The organism is Bacillus sp. CBEL-1 (assembly GCF_004348885.1).
Classification (GTDB): Bacteria; Bacillota; Bacilli; order Bacillales; family Bacillaceae_H; genus Priestia; species Priestia aryabhattai_A.
This window is the reverse complement of record NZ_SBIM01000011.1, coordinates 1-15,819: the sequence shown is the minus strand read 5'-3', so window position 1 is coordinate 15,819 and position 15,819 is coordinate 1. Positions and strand designations below refer to the sequence as shown.

Sequence of the window (15,819 nt, the reverse complement as noted above, 5' to 3'; positions counted from 1 at the left end):
AGGTGATAAATGTGTATCTCAGACAAATTATAGCGAGTGGCTCAATATTTGGAATTTTAGTCACTGGAGGGTATATGGTGAATAATCACCTAACGGTTCAAGAACAGCAAAAGTTCAACATGTCTCCGGTTCAATATGAACAAATGTCTACATCCGCTGATACGGCTATTATTGAAAGGCCGGTTGAGCTACCAACTTATAAGCCAAGAGAATATGTAAAGATTGGGGCAACCAATTATGTCATTTCTGAAGGGAAATCAATTCTTGAAGAAAATGAATAAATATTGAATAGGAAAGAATTGAAAACGGTTTTAAGAATACGCTCTTTAAACCGTTTTTTATTGTGATGAAAAATGGTATTATGAAAAGCAAAAATCTTCTATTAGAAGGTTGTTTTATGAAAGAAAAAAAGTGTATAGTGAAAAAAGAATTGTAAAAGACTGAGGTAACAACATTTTTATTGATGTCTTTTACTTGAATTCATGGCATCCTTTCGATAAAGTGGAGGGAAAGAACAATTTAATGGAGGAAAAGAATATGACACATGTTCGTTTTGATTATTCAAATGCTTTATCTTTCTTTGGTGAACACGAACTTACATACCTTCGCGATGCTGTTAAAGTAGCGCATCATTCAATTCATGAAAAAACAGGGGCAGGTAACGACTTTCTAGGATGGGTAGACCTACCAACTAACTATGACAAAGAAGAGTTTGCTCGCATTCAAAAAAGTGCTGAAAAAATTAAAAGTGATTCAGATGTTTTAATTGTAATTGGAATTGGTGGTTCTTATCTAGGAGCACGCGCTGCAATTGAAATGCTACAACACTCATTTTACAACACTCTATCAAAAGAACAGCGCAAAACTCCACAAGTAATTTTTGCTGGAAATAATATTAGCTCGACATACATGAAAGACTTAATGGATGTCTTACAAGATAAAGATTTTTCTATCAATGTTATTTCAAAATCAGGTACTACAACAGAACCTGCTATCGCTTTCCGTATTTTCCGTAAACTATTGGAAGAGAAATATGGTAAAGAAGAAGCACGTGGACGTATTTACGCTACAACAGATAAAGCACGTGGAGCATTAAAAACGCTAGCAGATGAAGAAGGATATGAAACATTTGTTATTCCTGATGATGTTGGGGGACGTTATTCTGTTTTAACAGCAGTAGGTCTTTTACCGATTGCAGCTGCTGGTTTAAATATTGAAGATATGATGAAAGGTGCAGCAGCAGCACAAAATGATTTTGCAGCTTCTGAACTTGAGCAAAACCCTGCATATCAATATGCAGTTGCTCGAAACGTTCTTTACAATAAAGGTAAAACAATTGAAATGCTAATTAACTATGAGCCAGCTCTTCAATACTTTGCAGAATGGTGGAAACAGTTATTTGGCGAAAGTGAAGGAAAAGACCAAAAAGGTATTTACCCTTCTTCAGCAAACTTCTCTACTGATCTTCACTCATTAGGTCAATATGTACAAGAAGGTCGCCGTGACTTATTCGAAACAATTGTACAAGTAGAAAAGTCGCGCCATGAGTTAACAATTGAGTCTGATGCAGCAGATTTAGACGGCTTAAACTACTTAGCTGGTGAAACAGTTGATTTCGTAAATAAAAAGGCGTTCCAAGGCACAATGCTTGCTCATACTGATGGTGGTGTACCAAACTTAGTTGTAAGCATTCCAGCTTTAGATGAGTATACGTTTGGCTATTTAGTATACTTCTTCGAGAAAGCTTGTGCGATAAGCGGCTACTTATTAGGTGTAAATCCATTTGATCAGCCTGGTGTAGAAGCATACAAGGTAAATATGTTTGCACTTCTTGGTAAACCAGGGTTTGAAGAGAAAAAAGCAGAGTTAGAAAAACGCTTAAAATAATGTAGCAAGTAAAAGTGCGGAATTCATTTCCGCACTTTTTTTGTGGATAATTTATAGTGAAAAGGAGATGTTAACAAATGAGGAGGCGAGGTAATGATTGAATTAGCTTCAAAATTAGAAGGCGAACTATTTAAACTATACGTGTTGGAACAAACATTAAAACCGTTAGGATACGTTATAGGAGGAAACTGGGATTACGATCACGGTTTTTTTGATTATAAGATAAATGATGAAGTTGGATATCAGTTTTTACGAATTCCCTTTCAAGCTATGGATGGTCAGCTAGATTCACAAGGGACAACAGTTCAAATTGGAAAGCCCTATTTGCTTTCACACAAATATCAAATTGGGCTAGATGATAATGTTCACGTAGGAAATGCTAATGCATCCTTTAACCAATTTGCAGAGCCTCAGGACCCAGATGCACAATTTCCTGAAGAATACATTTCGTTAGGAAAAGAACTGTTAAAAGAAGCAGAAGCAGCCTTACAAAGCTAAAAGAAGATAGCAGACTCTCATTACTCTTTTAGCTTTGTAACAAAAATATTCTCATGCATTAATTGGCTGATGATTTCATTCGTTTTAATAATTTCATTAACCCCAATTGTTTCTGCATTCCGGATATGCTTTTCAGTTAAAAGCTCAGCAATGAGATAGACGGAAGGATGAACGCCTTTAATTGCTACTAGTGTCACAATTGTTTGCATATCAGCTTGTTCTTCTGTTGTATGTTGGTCAGCAGTAATTAATACTTTTTTGGCGTTTGAAAGATTGGCTAAGGATAACGTATTAGAATCAGAAGCGCTGCCTTTAATGAAGTGTAATCTGTCACAAATCATTGGGTTTTTCTTTAGGCTACTATCAATTAAGACAATAACTTCTTCGTGAAAAGCCTTCTTATATTCTTCAATAACCAATCTAGCTCTTTCATTCCAGCCAATAATAATAAGGTGACCTTTACCTAAAAACTTTAAATTTCCTTCTAGGTAGGCGTTTTCCTTTGACACTGCGATTGTAGCTAGTGAGACAAAATAGGTAGTAATAAAACCTGTACCAATCAAAATTAAAAGCATAGCAATTAACTTACCAATAACCGTGTCAGGTACAAAATCTCCATAGCCAATTGTTGAAATGGTAATAACTACCCACCAAATCCCATCAAAAATTGTAAAAAAGGTTTGCGGTTCAGCTATATGCATAATAATTCCAAATAAAATAACTAAGCACGTAATAATAAATAGTAAACGTGTTATGACAGAACGGCGAAAAAAACGAAACAGAAGCCAATCGACCATAAAAAAACCTCCAAGCATAAGGGTCTAGTTACTAGTATGACCAACTTATGAAAGAGGTATAAGAACTTATCTTGTTTTTACTTCCATATATTCAATCCATTCACCGTCAGGCCCGTAAAAGAACAAATATTTTGCCCCGTTAGGCAACGTCACGATTTCTTCGTCTACAAAGGAAACGTTAAGTTTCTTTAAGCGTGAACGCTCTGCTTCAATATTATCTACTGTCAGTGCAAAGTGATGAACTTTCCCTTCTGCTGGTAGAGTAGAGTTATATCCTTCAATTAATTCCACAATGATGTTGTTGTCTATTCCTAAAAAAGCGAGCTTTAAAGACGGATCTGTATGTGGAAACGTGTCTAATAGTTCTAATCCAACAATTTCTGTATAAAATGTAATCGATTTTTGAATGTCTTTTACCTGAATACCTACGTGCTCAAACCCTAGAATTGCCATAAATTATCACCTTTTCTTATTAGTTTCTGTATGATAGTTTAAATTTTCTGTTAAATATAGTCAAATAAAAAAGCAGCATAATAGCTGCTTTTTTATTATTTATCGATTTCTCGAGAACGCTCCCAGAAATCTAAATTATCTAACCCTTTAACAGAATCTTTATAGAAAACCGGATCTTTTCCTGCTTTACGCTGAGATAGGTAATCGTTTAGGACGGCAATTGCCACCTTACTTAATAAAATAATTGCAATTAAGTTTGTAATTGCCATTAGGGCCATAAATAAGTCTGCAAGTCCCCAAACAACGCCCAAGCTTGCAACTGACCCGAATAACACCATTAAGATAACGCCGAATCTGTAAAGGTTTAACCAGACTTTATTTGATGTTAAAAATTCAATGTTTGTTTCTCCATAATAATAGTTAGCTACTAATGAGCTGAATGCAAACATAAATAAAATGATAGCAATAAATTGAACAGCCCATCCACCAATATGTGTACTTAATGCAACTTGAGTCAATTGAATTCCTTCAAGTCCAGGCGTTGCGTATGCACCAGATAATAACACGATGAATGCAGTACAACTACAAATGATTAGCGTATCGTTAAAGACAGCTAAGGCTTGAATGAAACCTTGTTTAGCCGGGTGACTAACAGATGCCGCTGCGGCCGCGTTAGGTGCACTACCCATACCAGCTTCGTTAGAGAATAATCCGCGCTTGATACCATTCATGATGGCAGCACCGATGGCACCGGCAAATGCTTCTTCAAGTCCAAAAGCGCTTTTTATAATTAATGCAATCATATGTGGAATTTCTGTAATATTAATAGCTAGAACAACTAATGCTAATCCAATATATACAACGGCCATTACTACTACAATTAACTCTGATGCTTTGGCTACTCGCTTAATACCACCAAAAATGAGAACGCCCACAATGGCTGTAACGACAATACCAACAATTAAGCGATTAACGCCAAAAGCTTCTTCGAATGCAAGTGAAATTGTGTTTGCTTGTACAGAGTTAAAAACTAATCCGAATGAAATGGTGATTAAGATAGAAAACAAAACGCCCATCCAACGTTTGTTTAAACCTTTTTCCATGTAATAAGCAGGACCACCACGAAATCCGTCTTTATCTTTTACTTTATAAACTTGAGCAAGTGTACTTTCAATAAAAGCTGATGCTGATCCAACTAAAGCAACAACCCACATCCAAAATACTGCTCCAGGTCCCCCGAGAGCAATTGCAGAAGCAACACCAGCAAGGTTTCCAGTACCTACACGAGCTGCTGTACTAATAGCAAAAGCTTGAAAGGATGTAATTCCTTTTTTATCGCTTCCGTCGGTCTTAGCGCCTTCACCTAACAAGCGAACCATTTCTTTGAACTGACTAAATTGAACGAATTTTGTACGAATTGTAAAATATAATCCAACTAATAAAAGAAGCGCAATCAATATGTAAGTCCATAAAAAATTATTGGCCTCATTCACAAAGTTGCTGAATAGAGTCGATATGGTTTCCATCCTAAAAGTTCTCTCCCTTAATTAATGATTAACCTTAGCTGTTCATAAAAAGAGTCATTTTAATAATGATTTTTCAAATGTGTAAGGTTTTCTGACATTAGTGATTATAGCGCGTTAGACGTATAAAAGGCAACCTGTAATAAGTTTTTTTTATCGTTTAATCTCTTTTTTTATAACTATAAGGTATGATGTCAGACAGGTGCATCCGCTTACAAATTATTTTTGCTGGAATGAATTGGATATAAACTTCCATCTAAAGCAAAAGAGATTCGACCGCTTTCTTCCGATACTACTAAGATAAGTGCGTCGCATTGTTCAGACATGCCAAGAGCGGCACGGTGACGTGTTCCAAGTTTTTTTTGCAGTACCTTTGTGGAGAGTGGTAATACATTAGCTGCTGAAATGATTTGATTCTTTCTAATTACAACGGCACCATCATGCAATGGATTTCCAGGATAAAAGATGGTTTCAACGAGCGTCGAGGTAACAGGAGCATGGATAGGAATTCCTTTTTGAATTAGATGCTCCACGGAGTCATCCCTCTCAATAACCATTAACGCTCCGTGATGTTTCTCAGATAAATTATGTATCGCGAGTGAAAGAGCTGCGTATTCGTGAGTATAAGGAGACAAGTAGTGTCTTAAATAATAAGATGCAGCTGTGGACTGGACGCTTTGAAATAATTTTCGTAAGTCTTCAAAATCACATAAAACACAGTGGTCACTGCTTTCTAGATGTTGCTGAATTTTCATTGCTTCCGCTGCTATTTGACTTAAATGATCTTGTAAACTTTGTTTGATTACATCATCTAATTGAAAAGAGTGACTTTCTATCATTGAACATAGCTCCAATCTAAAATAATCATTATGTTTTAATGTGTACGAAAGATATAAATCTATACTATAGGGATGTGAGTTAAGAGTGACGCCCAAAAAAACTGTGCATATAATAAAAAAATAATAGATATTTCTGTTAATTTAAAGTATAGTTTTCTTATCGGATAAATAATTTTTTGTTGTTGACAAATATTCTAAATATGCTAAAATTTTTAAAAAATACTTATCCAGAGTGGTGGAGGGAACTGGCCCTTTGAAACCCAGCAACCTGCACATTGTGCAAGGTGCTAACTCCAACAAAATGATTTTCATTTTGAAAGATAAGGTGAATTTGTTGCCTAATCAGTCTTTCAAGTGTGAAAGACTTTTTATTTTTTATGAAAAAACAGAAGCCTGTTGAATATATTGTTAACAAATAAGGAGGGACTGTGATGGCACAAAACTCTGACTTAAATTCTGTTTTTGCAAGTGTAGAAAAAATGCTAAGCGACATGAAGTTTGGTTCAATCACGCTTGTGGTTCAAGATGGGAAAGTAGTTCAACTTGAGAAAAATGAAAAAGTAAGAATTAAATAAATAGCTGACTAGACAAACTAGAGGCGGTTTTATCCTTCACCACTGGGATAAAACCGTCTTTTTTGATTGGATAACAAAGTATTGGAGTGAAAATCATGAGTGTATATACGTATGAGAAATGGCCAAATCAATTTCCAAATTTTGATGAGCAAGATGAAACAAAAGGAGCTTTAAAGGCTTTAGAGTGGGCATATAACCACTACGGTGATTCTCTTATTTATGCATCTAGCTTTGGAATTGAAGGAATTGTATTAATTGATTTAATTTCAAAAGTGAAAAAAGATGCGCATATTGTTTTTTTAGATACAGGTGTTCATTTTAAAGAAACGTACGAAGTCATTGAAGCAATTAAAGCGAAATTTCCAGACTTACGTATCCAAATGAAAAAACCTAACCTATCGCTACAAGAGCAAGCTGAAAAGCATGGTGATGAGCTTTGGAAAACTGAGCCTAACCTATGCTGTCAAATTAGAAAGATTATCCCCTTAAAAGAATCACTTGCGCCTTATGATGCTTGGATCTCAGGGTTAAGAAGAGAACAGTCTGAGTCAAGAAGTAAAACAGAATTCTTTAATAAGGATGAGAAATTTAAGAAGGTTAAAGTTTGTCCATTAATTCACTGGTCTTGGAAAGAAATTTGGCGATATGTATATAAGCATAACTTGCCTTATAACAAGCTTCACGATCAAGGATATCCAAGCATTGGGTGTGAGCCCTGTACGCTACCTGCCTATAACATGGATGATTTGCGATCTGGAAGATGGGCAGGTACTAAGAAAGTAGAATGTGGCTTACATGAATCTTAAATGAAAGAGCTGAAAATTTATGCTTGTTTACATTGCTTTTGCGATCGCTCTCTTTTTTGCAATGAATATTGGTGCAAGTGGTGCAGCAGCTGCTATGGGAGTTTCTTACGGTTCAGGTGCTATTAAGCATCGCAAAGTAGCACTAGCTATATGTGCATTAGGTATTTTACTAGGTGCTGTTATTGGCGGAGGAGAAGTTGTTAAAACAATTGGTTCTGGTATTATTCCAGAAAGCATCCTAACAGTTGAGCTAGTTATTATTATTTTAGCTTCTGCAACTCTATCATTATTCTTTGCTAATTTAATTGGAATACCTCTATCAACTAGTGAGGTAACAGTAGGGTCAGTTGTAGGTGTTGGAATTGCCTATCAATCTGTTTATATCCAAAAACTATTGGTTGTTATGAGCTTTTGGATTATTGTACCGATTGTTTCGTTTGTGATTGCCTTTGTATGTGGGTGGCTATTAAAAAAGAAAAAAAAGCCTACTCAACAAAAGTGGAAAAAACCACTTGCAGCTTTAGTAATAGCTACTGGTTTTTTTGAAGCTTTTTCAGCGGGTATGAACAACGTAGCAAATGCTGTAGGACCACTTGTTGGGGCTGGTATGATCAGTACATCAACTGGTGTTATAGCAGGGGGATTAGCCGTTGCAATAGGCGCCTTACTTTTAGGAGATCGAGTAATTGAGACAAATGGGAAGAAAATTACGGATTTCACAGTGGGTGAAGGGTGTATTATTTCTGGGACAGGAGCATCGTTGGTTACCGCAGCTTCCATATTTGGGCTTCCTGTTCCCCTAACACAGGTTACAACCTCTTCTATTATTGGCATAGGAGCAGCTAAATCTGGTTTTACTTCGGATCAAAGACGGGTTATTGTTCAGATGTTAAAAGTATGGGTTGTATCCCCAGTCTTTTCTCTTGTTATCTCTTACGGTTTAGTGAAATTAGTGGTTGAAACAGATTTTTATGCATTTGTGGTATTAATGAGCGGTTGTATTGCAACTTATGGCATTCTTAGTTTAATTAAAACAACAAAACAAAAACAAGAAAACCAAAAGATGACTGCTTAAATATAAATATTAGTTATTTATTGAGGAGGAATTTAGGATGAGTTCAATTCAAGCACATGGTGGAGAATTAGTTAATTTGTATCAACCTGACTATGATTATACAGGTGTTACTAAAGAGATTGAATTAGATAATATTGCATTAAGTGATTTAGAGTTAATTGGAATCGGCGGATATAGTCCTATTAAAGGCTTTTTAGGACAGCGTGATTATGAATCTGTTGTGGAAAGCATGAGATTAGCTGATGGTACAGTTTGGAGTATTCCAATTACTCTTCCAGTTACAGAAGAAAAAGCGCAGGAGCTACAAGTAGGAGATCAAGTCAAACTTGTGCAAAATGGTGTGGTTTATGGTGTCTTAACAGTATCTGAAACGTACAAACCAAATAAGGAAAAAGAAGCAGAACACGTTTATCGTACAGCAGAACTAGCTCATCCAGGCGTTCGCAAATTATTTGAACGTCCCAATGTATATGTAGCAGGTTCGATTATACTTGTAAATCGTACGCAAAAAGATAAGTTTGAAACGTATTATTTAGATCCAGTACAAACGAGAGCAATCTTCAAAGAGCGCAACTGGAAAAAAGTTGTAGGTTTTCAAACTCGTAATCCAGTTCATCGTGCTCATGAGTACATTCAAAAATCGGCTTTAGAAATTGTTGATGGACTGTTTTTAAACCCACTTGTAGGAGAAACAAAATCTGATGATATCCCAGCGGATATTCGTATGGAAAGCTATGAAGTATTGCTTAAAAACTACTATCCAAAAGATCGTGTATTTTTAGCTGTTTTCCCAGCAGCTATGAGATATGCTGGCCCTCGAGAAGCAATCTTCCATGCATTAGTGCGTAAGAACTTTGGATGTACACACTTTATTGTAGGTCGTGATCATGCTGGTGTAGGTGACTACTATGGAACATACGATGCGCAATTAATCTTTAATAACTTTACAGAAGATGAGCTTGGGATTACACCACTATTCTTTGAACACAGCTTTTACTGCAAGAAGTGTGAAGGGATGGCTTCAACTAAAACATGTCCACATGAAAAAGAAGACCATGTGATTTTATCAGGAACAAAAGTACGTGAAATGCTTCGAAATGGTGAAGTTCCACCAAGTACGTTTAGTCGGAAAGAAGTAATTGAAGTGTTAATAAAAGGATTACAGCAAACAGTAACTTCAAATTAAGGAGCGGTTGAATTGAGTAAATCAACAAATATTACATGGCACGAGTCAGGGATTGATAAAAAAGCAAGAAGGCAACAAAACGGACACTACAGCTTTGTACTATGGTTTACTGGCTTATCAGGTTCGGGTAAGTCAACCGTTGCAAATGCAGTAGCACAAGCATTGTTTGAAAAAAATATTCGCAATTATGTATTAGATGGAGATAACATTCGCTTTGGTTTAAATAAAAATTTAGGCTTTTCTGCTGAAGATCGTACTGAGAACATTCGTCGGATTGGAGAAGTTTCCAAGCTGTTCGTTGACAGTGGGCAAGTTGTATTAACAGCCTTTATCTCACCATTTAAAGAAGACCGTACACAGGTAAGAGAACTCTTAGAAGCAGATGAATTTGTAGAAGTGTACGTAGAGTGCCCACTGGAAGAGTGTGAAAAACGAGATCCTAAAGGCCTTTACAAAAAAGCTAGAAGTGGTGAAATTCGTGACTTTACAGGTATCGATTCACCTTATGAAGCTCCGGAAAATGCTGAGCTGGTTGTAAATACATTTAATCAAACAGTCGAAGAATGTGTTGAAACAGTTTTAGCTTATTTAACAAATAAAAAATTCATTTAAAAAGTAAGAAATAAAGGCCCTCACATCGCAAAAGCAAAGCTGTGCTTTGCATAGTGAGGGCCTTTGCTTTATTCGTTAATAAGAGTAGATTAACAGTATTGAGAGGGTGAATTGGAAGAATGGGGAAAGTGTATTTGGTTGGGGCAGGTCCGGGAGATCCAGAATTGGTTACGGTTAAAGCAATAAAAGCTATTCAAAAAGCAGACGTAATCTTATACGATCGCTTGGTGAATAAAGAGTTGTTAGAGTATGCTAAATCAGAAGTAAATATCATTTATTGTGGTAAATTACCTAATTATCACACGTTGAAGCAAGAAACAATTAATAGTTTTCTAGTGAAATTTGCTAAAAAAGGTAAAGTTGTCGTGCGTTTAAAAGGGGGAGACCCTTTTGTATTTGGACGAGGAGGAGAAGAAGCAGAGGCTTTGGTAGAGAATAATATTGATTTTGAAATTATTCCTGGTGTTACATCGGGAATTGCTGCAGCTTCGTATGCGGGAATACCTGTTACACATCGTGATTATAGTGCGAGCGTCGCTTTTATAACAGGACATCGCCAAGACGAGCCTTGTAAAGCTGTTAAGTGGGATCAGTTATCAACAGCTGTTGATACATTGGTGATCTATATGGGGGTTAAAAATCTTTCTTATATCTGTGAATCGCTTATTGAGCACGGGAAATCAAAAGATACGCCCATTGCACTTATTAATTGGGGAACGTACGGTGAGCAGCGTACAGTTAGTGGTAAACTAGATACAATTGTTGATATTGTAAAAAAAGAGAAGATAGGAAACCCAAGCATAATTGTTGTAGGCGAGGTTGTCCGCTTTCATGAAAAACTAAATTGGTTTGAACAGTTGGCTTCTACACAATATGCTTGTGTAGAAGAAGCTTAATAAAGAGGTGAATGATATGGATGCAGTATTGTATATTTGTCACGGTAGCCGAGTGAAAAAAGGCTGTGATCAAGCCATTGAATTTATTGAAAGAAGTAAATTGAAAGTTGATGTTCCAATTCAAGAAGTGTGTTTCCTGGAGTTAGCAAATCCTACAATTGAACAAGGTTTCAAGAAGTGTGTGGAGCAAGGAGCTACTAGAATTGCAATTGTCCCTGTCTTATTGTTAACAGCGGGTCACGCTAAAGTGGATATTCCAGAAGAAATACACAAAGTTTATCAACACTATCCACATGTCAAAGTCGCTTATGGTACCCCTTTTGGTGTTGATGATCAAATTGTGGATATCTTATTAGAGAGAATTAAGGAGACTGAAGTTCCCATTCAAAAAGACGCAATGGTTTTATTAGTAGGCCGTGGAAGCAGCGATCCTGAAGTCAAAAACGATTTCCGTGAAATTGCCAAACGCTTGGCATATAAAGGTGGATTTGAGCATGTAGATACTTGCTATTTAGCTGCCACAACACCCAAGCTTTTAGATGGCTTAAAACAAGCAAGTGAATCTGGATATTCACAAGTGTTTGTATTACCATACCTTTTATTTACAGGGATTTTGATGAACGAAATTCGAACAGAGTTAAAAAGATGGAATAAAGCTGACCAAGAATTTATCTTAGTAAATTATTTAGGTTATCATAATGCCTTAAGTAATATTTTACAAGATCGAGTGAATAGCTTATTAAACAGTAAGGGAAATGAATACGATGTTTACCGTTACTCTTAATCTAGAAGGGGAAACGGTCCTAATTGTTGGGGGAGGAAAGGTGGCAGTTAGGCGTGTTCGAAAGCTGCTGGAACAAAAAGCGAAGATTATTGTCGTATCGCCACATGTGGAAAAAGATATCTATGAATGGGAAGAACAAGGAAAAGTAAAGGTAAAAAATCGCTGTCTGCAAAAAGGAGATTTAGCCAACACATTTCTTATTATAGTGGCTACTCATCAAGTTGATGCTTTAGAGATAATAGAAAAAGAAAAGAGTGAGAATCAGCTTGTCAATGTGGCTAGTGCACATAAAAAAGGAAATGTTTATATTCCTGCAAATTTCTCTAGGGGAGAATTGTCTATCGCTGTATCCACAAATGGAGCAAGTCCGTTGTTAACAAAGAAGATTATTAGAGATTTGCAAGTTCAGTTTGACGATAGTTATACACAATACACATATTTTTTGAAGCAGTGCAGAGAAATTATTCACAGTATGGACTTGCCATATGTGGAGAAGTATGAGTTATTAACAGAAGCGACAGAAGATGAGTTTCGGTTATCTGAAAAGTCTCGAGAGCGGTTTTTAAAACATTTAAAAAATGTCTAAAAGGCATTGTGCCTTTTAGACATTTTCAATTTCGATGCTTCGAATACCTGAAATCTTCTGTATTTCGTAATAAACTTCAGTGGTAGGGCGCTTTTGGTGAACAGACACTTTCATTCGAATATATAGTTGCCCCGTATCTAAATCTTTAATACGTATATTCTTTATCGTAATATCTTTTTCTTTAATACTGGCTGTTGTCTCAACAATATTATGTTTGTTCGCCAGTTTCAATTGAAGGATGAGATCTTTTTCACGCAGCTGTTTTGGTCCGAAAACGGTAATTAAAAACGGGAGGAGCTCAACGCTAATAATGAGCAAAATAACCCCTACAAAGGCCTCCATATAAAAGCCTGCACCTACAGCAATACCAATACCGGCAGCTCCCCATATAATAGCAGCCGTTGTTAACCCTGAGATACTGTCATTTTCTTTGCGTAAAATAACTCCTGCACCAAGAAATCCAATACCAGACACAATTTGTGCTGCTAAACGCAATGGATCCATAGTAATGTTATCACCATCATTAAGGATATGGGAGGATTCGATTGAGACAATAGTTAACAAGCAGCTGATAATTGAAATAACAAGGGAAGTCTTTAAACCTACAGGCTTACGCTTTAATTCTCTCTCTAATCCGATAATAAGTCCTAATAGAGCAGATATGCCAAGCTTTAATAACATTTGATGATCCATTTTATTCACCTATTTCACTAAACTGTGTTGTTTATATCTGTATGATAAGGTTTGAACAGATATGTATAGTTAGTATAGTAAACTATTTTTAGTGTTTAGAGGCGAAAAATATCATTTTTTATGAAAAATTTTGAAGTTGTTCCCGTAATTTGTATTTTTGGATTTTTCCAGATGCCGTCATTGGAAATGTTTCTACGAAATAGATAGATTCAGGTATTTTAAAGTGTGAAAGTTTGTTTTTACAATATTCTTTGATTTCAGATGCTGTTGCTTCTATACCTGGCTTTAACTTAATGCAAGCCACAACTTTTTCTCCGTAATGTCTATCAGGGACACCAATCACTTGAATGTCTTCAATTTTTGGGTGAAGATATAAAAACTCTTCAATTTCACGTGGATAGATATTTTCTCCACCCCTAATAATCATATCTTTTAAGCGACCGGTAATTTTAATATAGCCTTCATTATCAATGACGGCTAAATCACCAGTATGAAGCCACCCGTCATCGTCAATGGTATTAGCCGTTTCCTCTGGCATTTTGTAATATCCCTTCATAATTAAGTAACCTTTGGCGCAAAGTTCCCCCTGTACACCTGTCGGTAACGCATGTCCATTTACTGGATCGATAATCTTTACTTGTACATAAGGGTGAGCTTTGCCTACAGTTGTTACCCGCCTTTCTAAGGAGTCGGTAGTAGTTGTTTGAGTAATAACAGGTGAGCTTTCAGTTTGTCCATAAGCAATGGTGATTTCATGAACTCCCATATCATTCATTACTCGTTTCATGACTTCAGTAGGGCAATTTGATCCAGCCATAATTCCTGTGCGTAAACTTGATAAATCGTAATTGTGGAAATTTGGAAGGTTTAATTCAGCGATAAACATAGTTGGTACACCATGTAAAGCGGTGCATTTTTCTTTTTCAATAGTTTCTAATACAGCGGTAGGATTAAACTCAACAATGGGCACCATGGTTGCTCCAACACATACTGATGCTAATAATCCCATAACGCAACCAAAACAATGAAAAAAAGGTACTGGGATGCAAAGTCTGTCTTGGTGAGATAACTTCATTGCGTTAGCTACTAAAAGAGCATTATTGACTATATTATTATGACTGAGCATAACACCTTTCGGAAATCCTGTAGTGCCAGAGGTATATTGCATATTAATTACTTCTTCAGGATAAACGTCTTGCTCAGCAAGAGCGAGTGCTTGATCTGAAATGTTCATGCTATATAGTAGAAATTGGTTCCAGTCCATTTGGTGTTTTTTATTATCAATGCTAATCAGATGTTGTAGTCTTGGAAGTTTATGAACAATAGATGAAATGATTGATGAATATGAAGTTGTTTTAAAGGAATCAATATAGAAAAGGGCAGTTGTATCAGAATGATGTAAAAGGTATTCTACTTCAGCTTCTTGATAACTTGTGTTTACCGTAACTAATACGACACCAATTCGAGCGGAAGCAAGTTGAAGTAAAATCCATTCCAAACGATTAGTAGACCATACTGCAATATGTTCTCCTTTCTTAATCCCTAATCCTAGGAGAGCTTTTGCAACTTTTGTTGTTTCGTTATACAATTCGTTATACGTATAGTGAATATTCTCTTGAGAGTAGATAACCGCTGAATGATCTTTAAATAAAGTACTGGTTTCTTTTAATAATTGGCCAATTGTTAAGTTTTTTAGCATCAGTATTGGTTCCCCCTAACTTAATGATTACGCTTACATTTAATATTGTACCAGCACTTTCTTTATGTTTCATAAAAAAACTTCGACAACCTGCCCGGGGAGGTTTGTCGAAGTGTAGAGAAATTTGTTAATAGAGTAACTGATAAAAATAAGAAGTTAAAAGAGTAAATACTAAGCTGAAGGATGAGAGAAAAACGAAAGGGATTCCTTTTACCTTTCCTTCAGAGTTCATTAAGCGCAAAGATTCAAAATACGCTTGAGAAATTAAAAAGATGGACATAATAAAGGATACGTAGAGAGCGATTGAAATCCATAGGTTCATTACATCAACTTCCTATCTATTCAATGTTATTACTAGAAGATATGTGAGAGTAAAACGTTCTATTCCTATAAAAGTTCAAGCATCTAGTAAAATGGTTTTTTTACTATAGTTAACTTTTTGAAAAAAATATTAAAAAAACAGTTGCTATATGAATAATATGATGATATATTATTAAATGTCGCTGAGATAACACAGCAGACGCGCTGAAAAAGCGAAAAAATTATTTTAAAAAAGTTATTGACTTTATGAAGATAACTTGGTAACATTAAAAAGTCGCTTAAGAGCGGCGGTTGAACTTTGAAAACTGAACAAAGCGACAAACGTCAACGTTAATTTTTTTAAACTTTTATGAGCAAGTCAAACATTTCTTCGGAGAGTTTGATCCTGGCTCAGGATGAACGCTGGCGGCGTGCCTAATACATGCAAGTCGAGCGAACTGATTAGAAGCTTGCTTCTATGACGTTAGCGGCGGACGGGTGAGTAACACGTGGGCAACCTGCCTGTAAGACTGGGATAACTCCGGGAAACCGGAGCTAATACCGGATAACATTTTTTCTTGCATAAGAGAAAATTGAAAGATGGTTTCGG

General features: G+C 36.1%; 17 protein-coding genes, 1 rRNA gene and 1 riboswitch. Of the genes, 12 read left to right on the top strand and 6 right to left on the bottom strand.

Features of this window, described 5'->3' with window-relative positions; all coding sequences use genetic code 11:
- The first annotated feature begins 74 nt into the window (after nt 1-74).
- From EPL02_RS08180 to EPL02_RS08170, 3 genes are all read left to right on the top strand, one after another.
- Complete coding sequence (locus EPL02_RS08180; RefSeq protein WP_094911210.1) at nt 75-281, top strand: hypothetical protein; 207 nt, start codon at nt 75-77, stop codon at nt 279-281.
- A 256-nt stretch (nt 282-537) separates the two neighbouring features.
- Entirely contained in the window at nt 538-1,887 is a 1,350-nt protein-coding gene (locus tag EPL02_RS08175; RefSeq protein WP_094911211.1) for a glucose-6-phosphate isomerase, read from the top strand.
- Nucleotides 1,888-1,980: 93 nt separating this feature from the next.
- Nucleotides 1,981-2,385, top strand: a complete 405-nt coding sequence (locus EPL02_RS08170; protein ID WP_094911212.1) for a YugN-like family protein — start codon at nt 1,981-1,983, stop codon at nt 2,383-2,385.
- Nucleotides 2,386-2,405: 20 nt separating this feature from the next.
- Here the strand turns inward: EPL02_RS08170 and EPL02_RS08165 are convergent, their stop codons facing one another.
- From EPL02_RS08165 to cdaS, 4 genes are all read right to left on the bottom strand, one after another.
- A complete protein-coding gene (locus EPL02_RS08165) occupies nt 2,406-3,182 on the bottom strand; it encodes a potassium channel family protein (RefSeq protein WP_131887442.1) in 777 nt (258 codons plus the stop codon).
- Between the two features lie 66 nt (nt 3,183-3,248).
- Nucleotides 3,249-3,635: a VOC family protein gene (locus EPL02_RS08160; protein WP_131887441.1), complete on the bottom strand. Its 387-nt coding sequence runs from the start codon at nt 3,633-3,635 to the stop codon at nt 3,249-3,251.
- A gap of 95 nt (nt 3,636-3,730) precedes the next feature.
- Nucleotides 3,731-5,152, bottom strand: a complete 1,422-nt coding sequence (locus tag EPL02_RS08155) for an alanine/glycine:cation symporter family protein (RefSeq protein ID WP_434223174.1) — start codon at nt 5,150-5,152, stop codon at nt 3,731-3,733.
- Nucleotides 5,153-5,370: 218 nt separating this feature from the next.
- Nucleotides 5,371-5,997, bottom strand: a complete 627-nt coding sequence (gene cdaS / locus EPL02_RS08150; protein ID WP_165932533.1) for a sporulation-specific diadenylate cyclase CdaS — start codon at nt 5,995-5,997, stop codon at nt 5,371-5,373.
- Nucleotides 5,998-6,217: 220 nt separating this feature from the next.
- Nucleotides 6,218-6,324, top strand: a riboswitch (SAM riboswitch).
- Nucleotides 6,325-6,428: 104 nt separating this feature from the next.
- Between cdaS and EPL02_RS08145 the strand changes: the two genes are divergently transcribed.
- From EPL02_RS08145 to EPL02_RS08110, 8 genes are all read left to right on the top strand, one after another.
- The gene (locus tag EPL02_RS08145) at nt 6,429-6,572 is read left to right on the top strand and encodes a YezD family protein (protein ID WP_076512348.1); all 144 of its coding nucleotides are present in this window, start codon (nt 6,429-6,431) and stop codon (nt 6,570-6,572) included.
- 95 nt (nt 6,573-6,667) lie between these two features.
- Nucleotides 6,668-7,378: a phosphoadenylyl-sulfate reductase gene (locus tag EPL02_RS08140; RefSeq protein ID WP_205687706.1), complete on the top strand. Its 711-nt coding sequence runs from the start codon at nt 6,668-6,670 to the stop codon at nt 7,376-7,378.
- Between the two features lie 19 nt (nt 7,379-7,397).
- The gene (locus tag EPL02_RS08135) at nt 7,398-8,453 is read left to right on the top strand and encodes a sulfate permease (RefSeq protein ID WP_094911215.1); all 1,056 of its coding nucleotides are present in this window, start codon (nt 7,398-7,400) and stop codon (nt 8,451-8,453) included.
- Between the two features lie 37 nt (nt 8,454-8,490).
- Nucleotides 8,491-9,639: a sulfate adenylyltransferase gene (sat, locus tag EPL02_RS08130; protein WP_094911216.1), complete on the top strand. Its 1,149-nt coding sequence runs from the start codon at nt 8,491-8,493 to the stop codon at nt 9,637-9,639.
- Nucleotides 9,640-9,651: 12 nt separating this feature from the next.
- Nucleotides 9,652-10,251, top strand: a complete 600-nt coding sequence (cysC, locus tag EPL02_RS08125) for an adenylyl-sulfate kinase (RefSeq protein ID WP_094911217.1) — start codon at nt 9,652-9,654, stop codon at nt 10,249-10,251.
- A gap of 119 nt (nt 10,252-10,370) precedes the next feature.
- Nucleotides 10,371-11,147, top strand: coding sequence for a uroporphyrinogen-III C-methyltransferase (gene cobA / locus EPL02_RS08120; RefSeq protein WP_131887439.1), 777 nt, complete (start codon nt 10,371-10,373; stop codon nt 11,145-11,147).
- Nucleotides 11,148-11,163: 16 nt separating this feature from the next.
- Nucleotides 11,164-11,931 (top strand): sirohydrochlorin chelatase, encoded by a 768-nt coding sequence (locus EPL02_RS08115; protein WP_131887438.1) that lies wholly within the window; start codon nt 11,164-11,166, stop codon nt 11,929-11,931.
- Between the two features lie 40 nt (nt 11,932-11,971).
- Nucleotides 11,972-12,517, top strand: a complete 546-nt coding sequence (locus EPL02_RS08110) for an NAD(P)-dependent oxidoreductase (protein WP_286175337.1) — start codon at nt 11,972-11,974, stop codon at nt 12,515-12,517.
- Between the two features lie 15 nt (nt 12,518-12,532).
- On the opposite strand, the gene EPL02_RS08105 is transcribed toward EPL02_RS08110, so the two are convergent.
- Both EPL02_RS08105 and EPL02_RS08100 read right to left on the bottom strand, forming a co-directional pair.
- A complete protein-coding gene (locus tag EPL02_RS08105; RefSeq protein ID WP_094911221.1) occupies nt 12,533-13,210 on the bottom strand; it encodes an MgtC/SapB family protein in 678 nt (225 codons plus the stop codon).
- Nucleotides 13,211-13,328: 118 nt separating this feature from the next.
- Nucleotides 13,329-14,915 carry an AMP-binding protein gene (locus EPL02_RS08100; protein WP_434223173.1) on the bottom strand — a complete coding sequence of 529 codons (1,587 nt, stop codon included), beginning with the start codon at nt 14,913-14,915 and terminating at the stop codon, nt 13,329-13,331.
- A gap of 682 nt (nt 14,916-15,597) precedes the next feature.
- Between EPL02_RS08100 and EPL02_RS08090 the strand changes: the two genes are divergently transcribed.
- Nucleotides 15,598-15,819, top strand: a 16S ribosomal RNA gene (locus EPL02_RS08090); the annotation flags it as partial.

What these genes read in the sequence shown, in the direction of transcription:
- EPL02_RS08180 (WP_094911210.1), top strand. Translation starts at nt 75, where the DNA reads ATGGTGAATAATCACCTAACGGTTCAAGAACAGCAAAAGTTCAACATG.
- EPL02_RS08175 (WP_094911211.1), top strand. Translation starts at nt 538, where the DNA reads ATGACACATGTTCGTTTTGATTATTCAAATGCTTTATCTTTCTTTGGT.
- EPL02_RS08170 (WP_094911212.1), top strand. Translation starts at nt 1,981, where the DNA reads ATGATTGAATTAGCTTCAAAATTAGAAGGCGAACTATTTAAACTATAC.
- EPL02_RS08165 (WP_131887442.1), bottom strand. Translation starts at nt 3,182, where the DNA reads ATGGTCGATTGGCTTCTGTTTCGTTTTTTTCGCCGTTCTGTCATAACA.
- EPL02_RS08160 (WP_131887441.1), bottom strand. Translation starts at nt 3,635, where the DNA reads ATGGCAATTCTAGGGTTTGAGCACGTAGGTATTCAGGTAAAAGACATT.
- cdaS (WP_165932533.1), bottom strand. Translation starts at nt 5,997, where the DNA reads ATGATAGAAAGTCACTCTTTTCAATTAGATGATGTAATCAAACAAAGT.
- EPL02_RS08145 (WP_076512348.1), top strand. Translation starts at nt 6,429, where the DNA reads ATGGCACAAAACTCTGACTTAAATTCTGTTTTTGCAAGTGTAGAAAAA.
- EPL02_RS08140 (WP_205687706.1), top strand. Translation starts at nt 6,668, where the DNA reads ATGAGTGTATATACGTATGAGAAATGGCCAAATCAATTTCCAAATTTT.
- EPL02_RS08135 (WP_094911215.1), top strand. Translation starts at nt 7,398, where the DNA reads ATGCTTGTTTACATTGCTTTTGCGATCGCTCTCTTTTTTGCAATGAAT.
- sat (WP_094911216.1), top strand. Translation starts at nt 8,491, where the DNA reads ATGAGTTCAATTCAAGCACATGGTGGAGAATTAGTTAATTTGTATCAA.
- cobA (WP_131887439.1), top strand. Translation starts at nt 10,371, where the DNA reads ATGGGGAAAGTGTATTTGGTTGGGGCAGGTCCGGGAGATCCAGAATTG.
- EPL02_RS08115 (WP_131887438.1), top strand. Translation starts at nt 11,164, where the DNA reads ATGGATGCAGTATTGTATATTTGTCACGGTAGCCGAGTGAAAAAAGGC.
- EPL02_RS08105 (WP_094911221.1), bottom strand. Translation starts at nt 13,210, where the DNA reads ATGGATCATCAAATGTTATTAAAGCTTGGCATATCTGCTCTATTAGGA.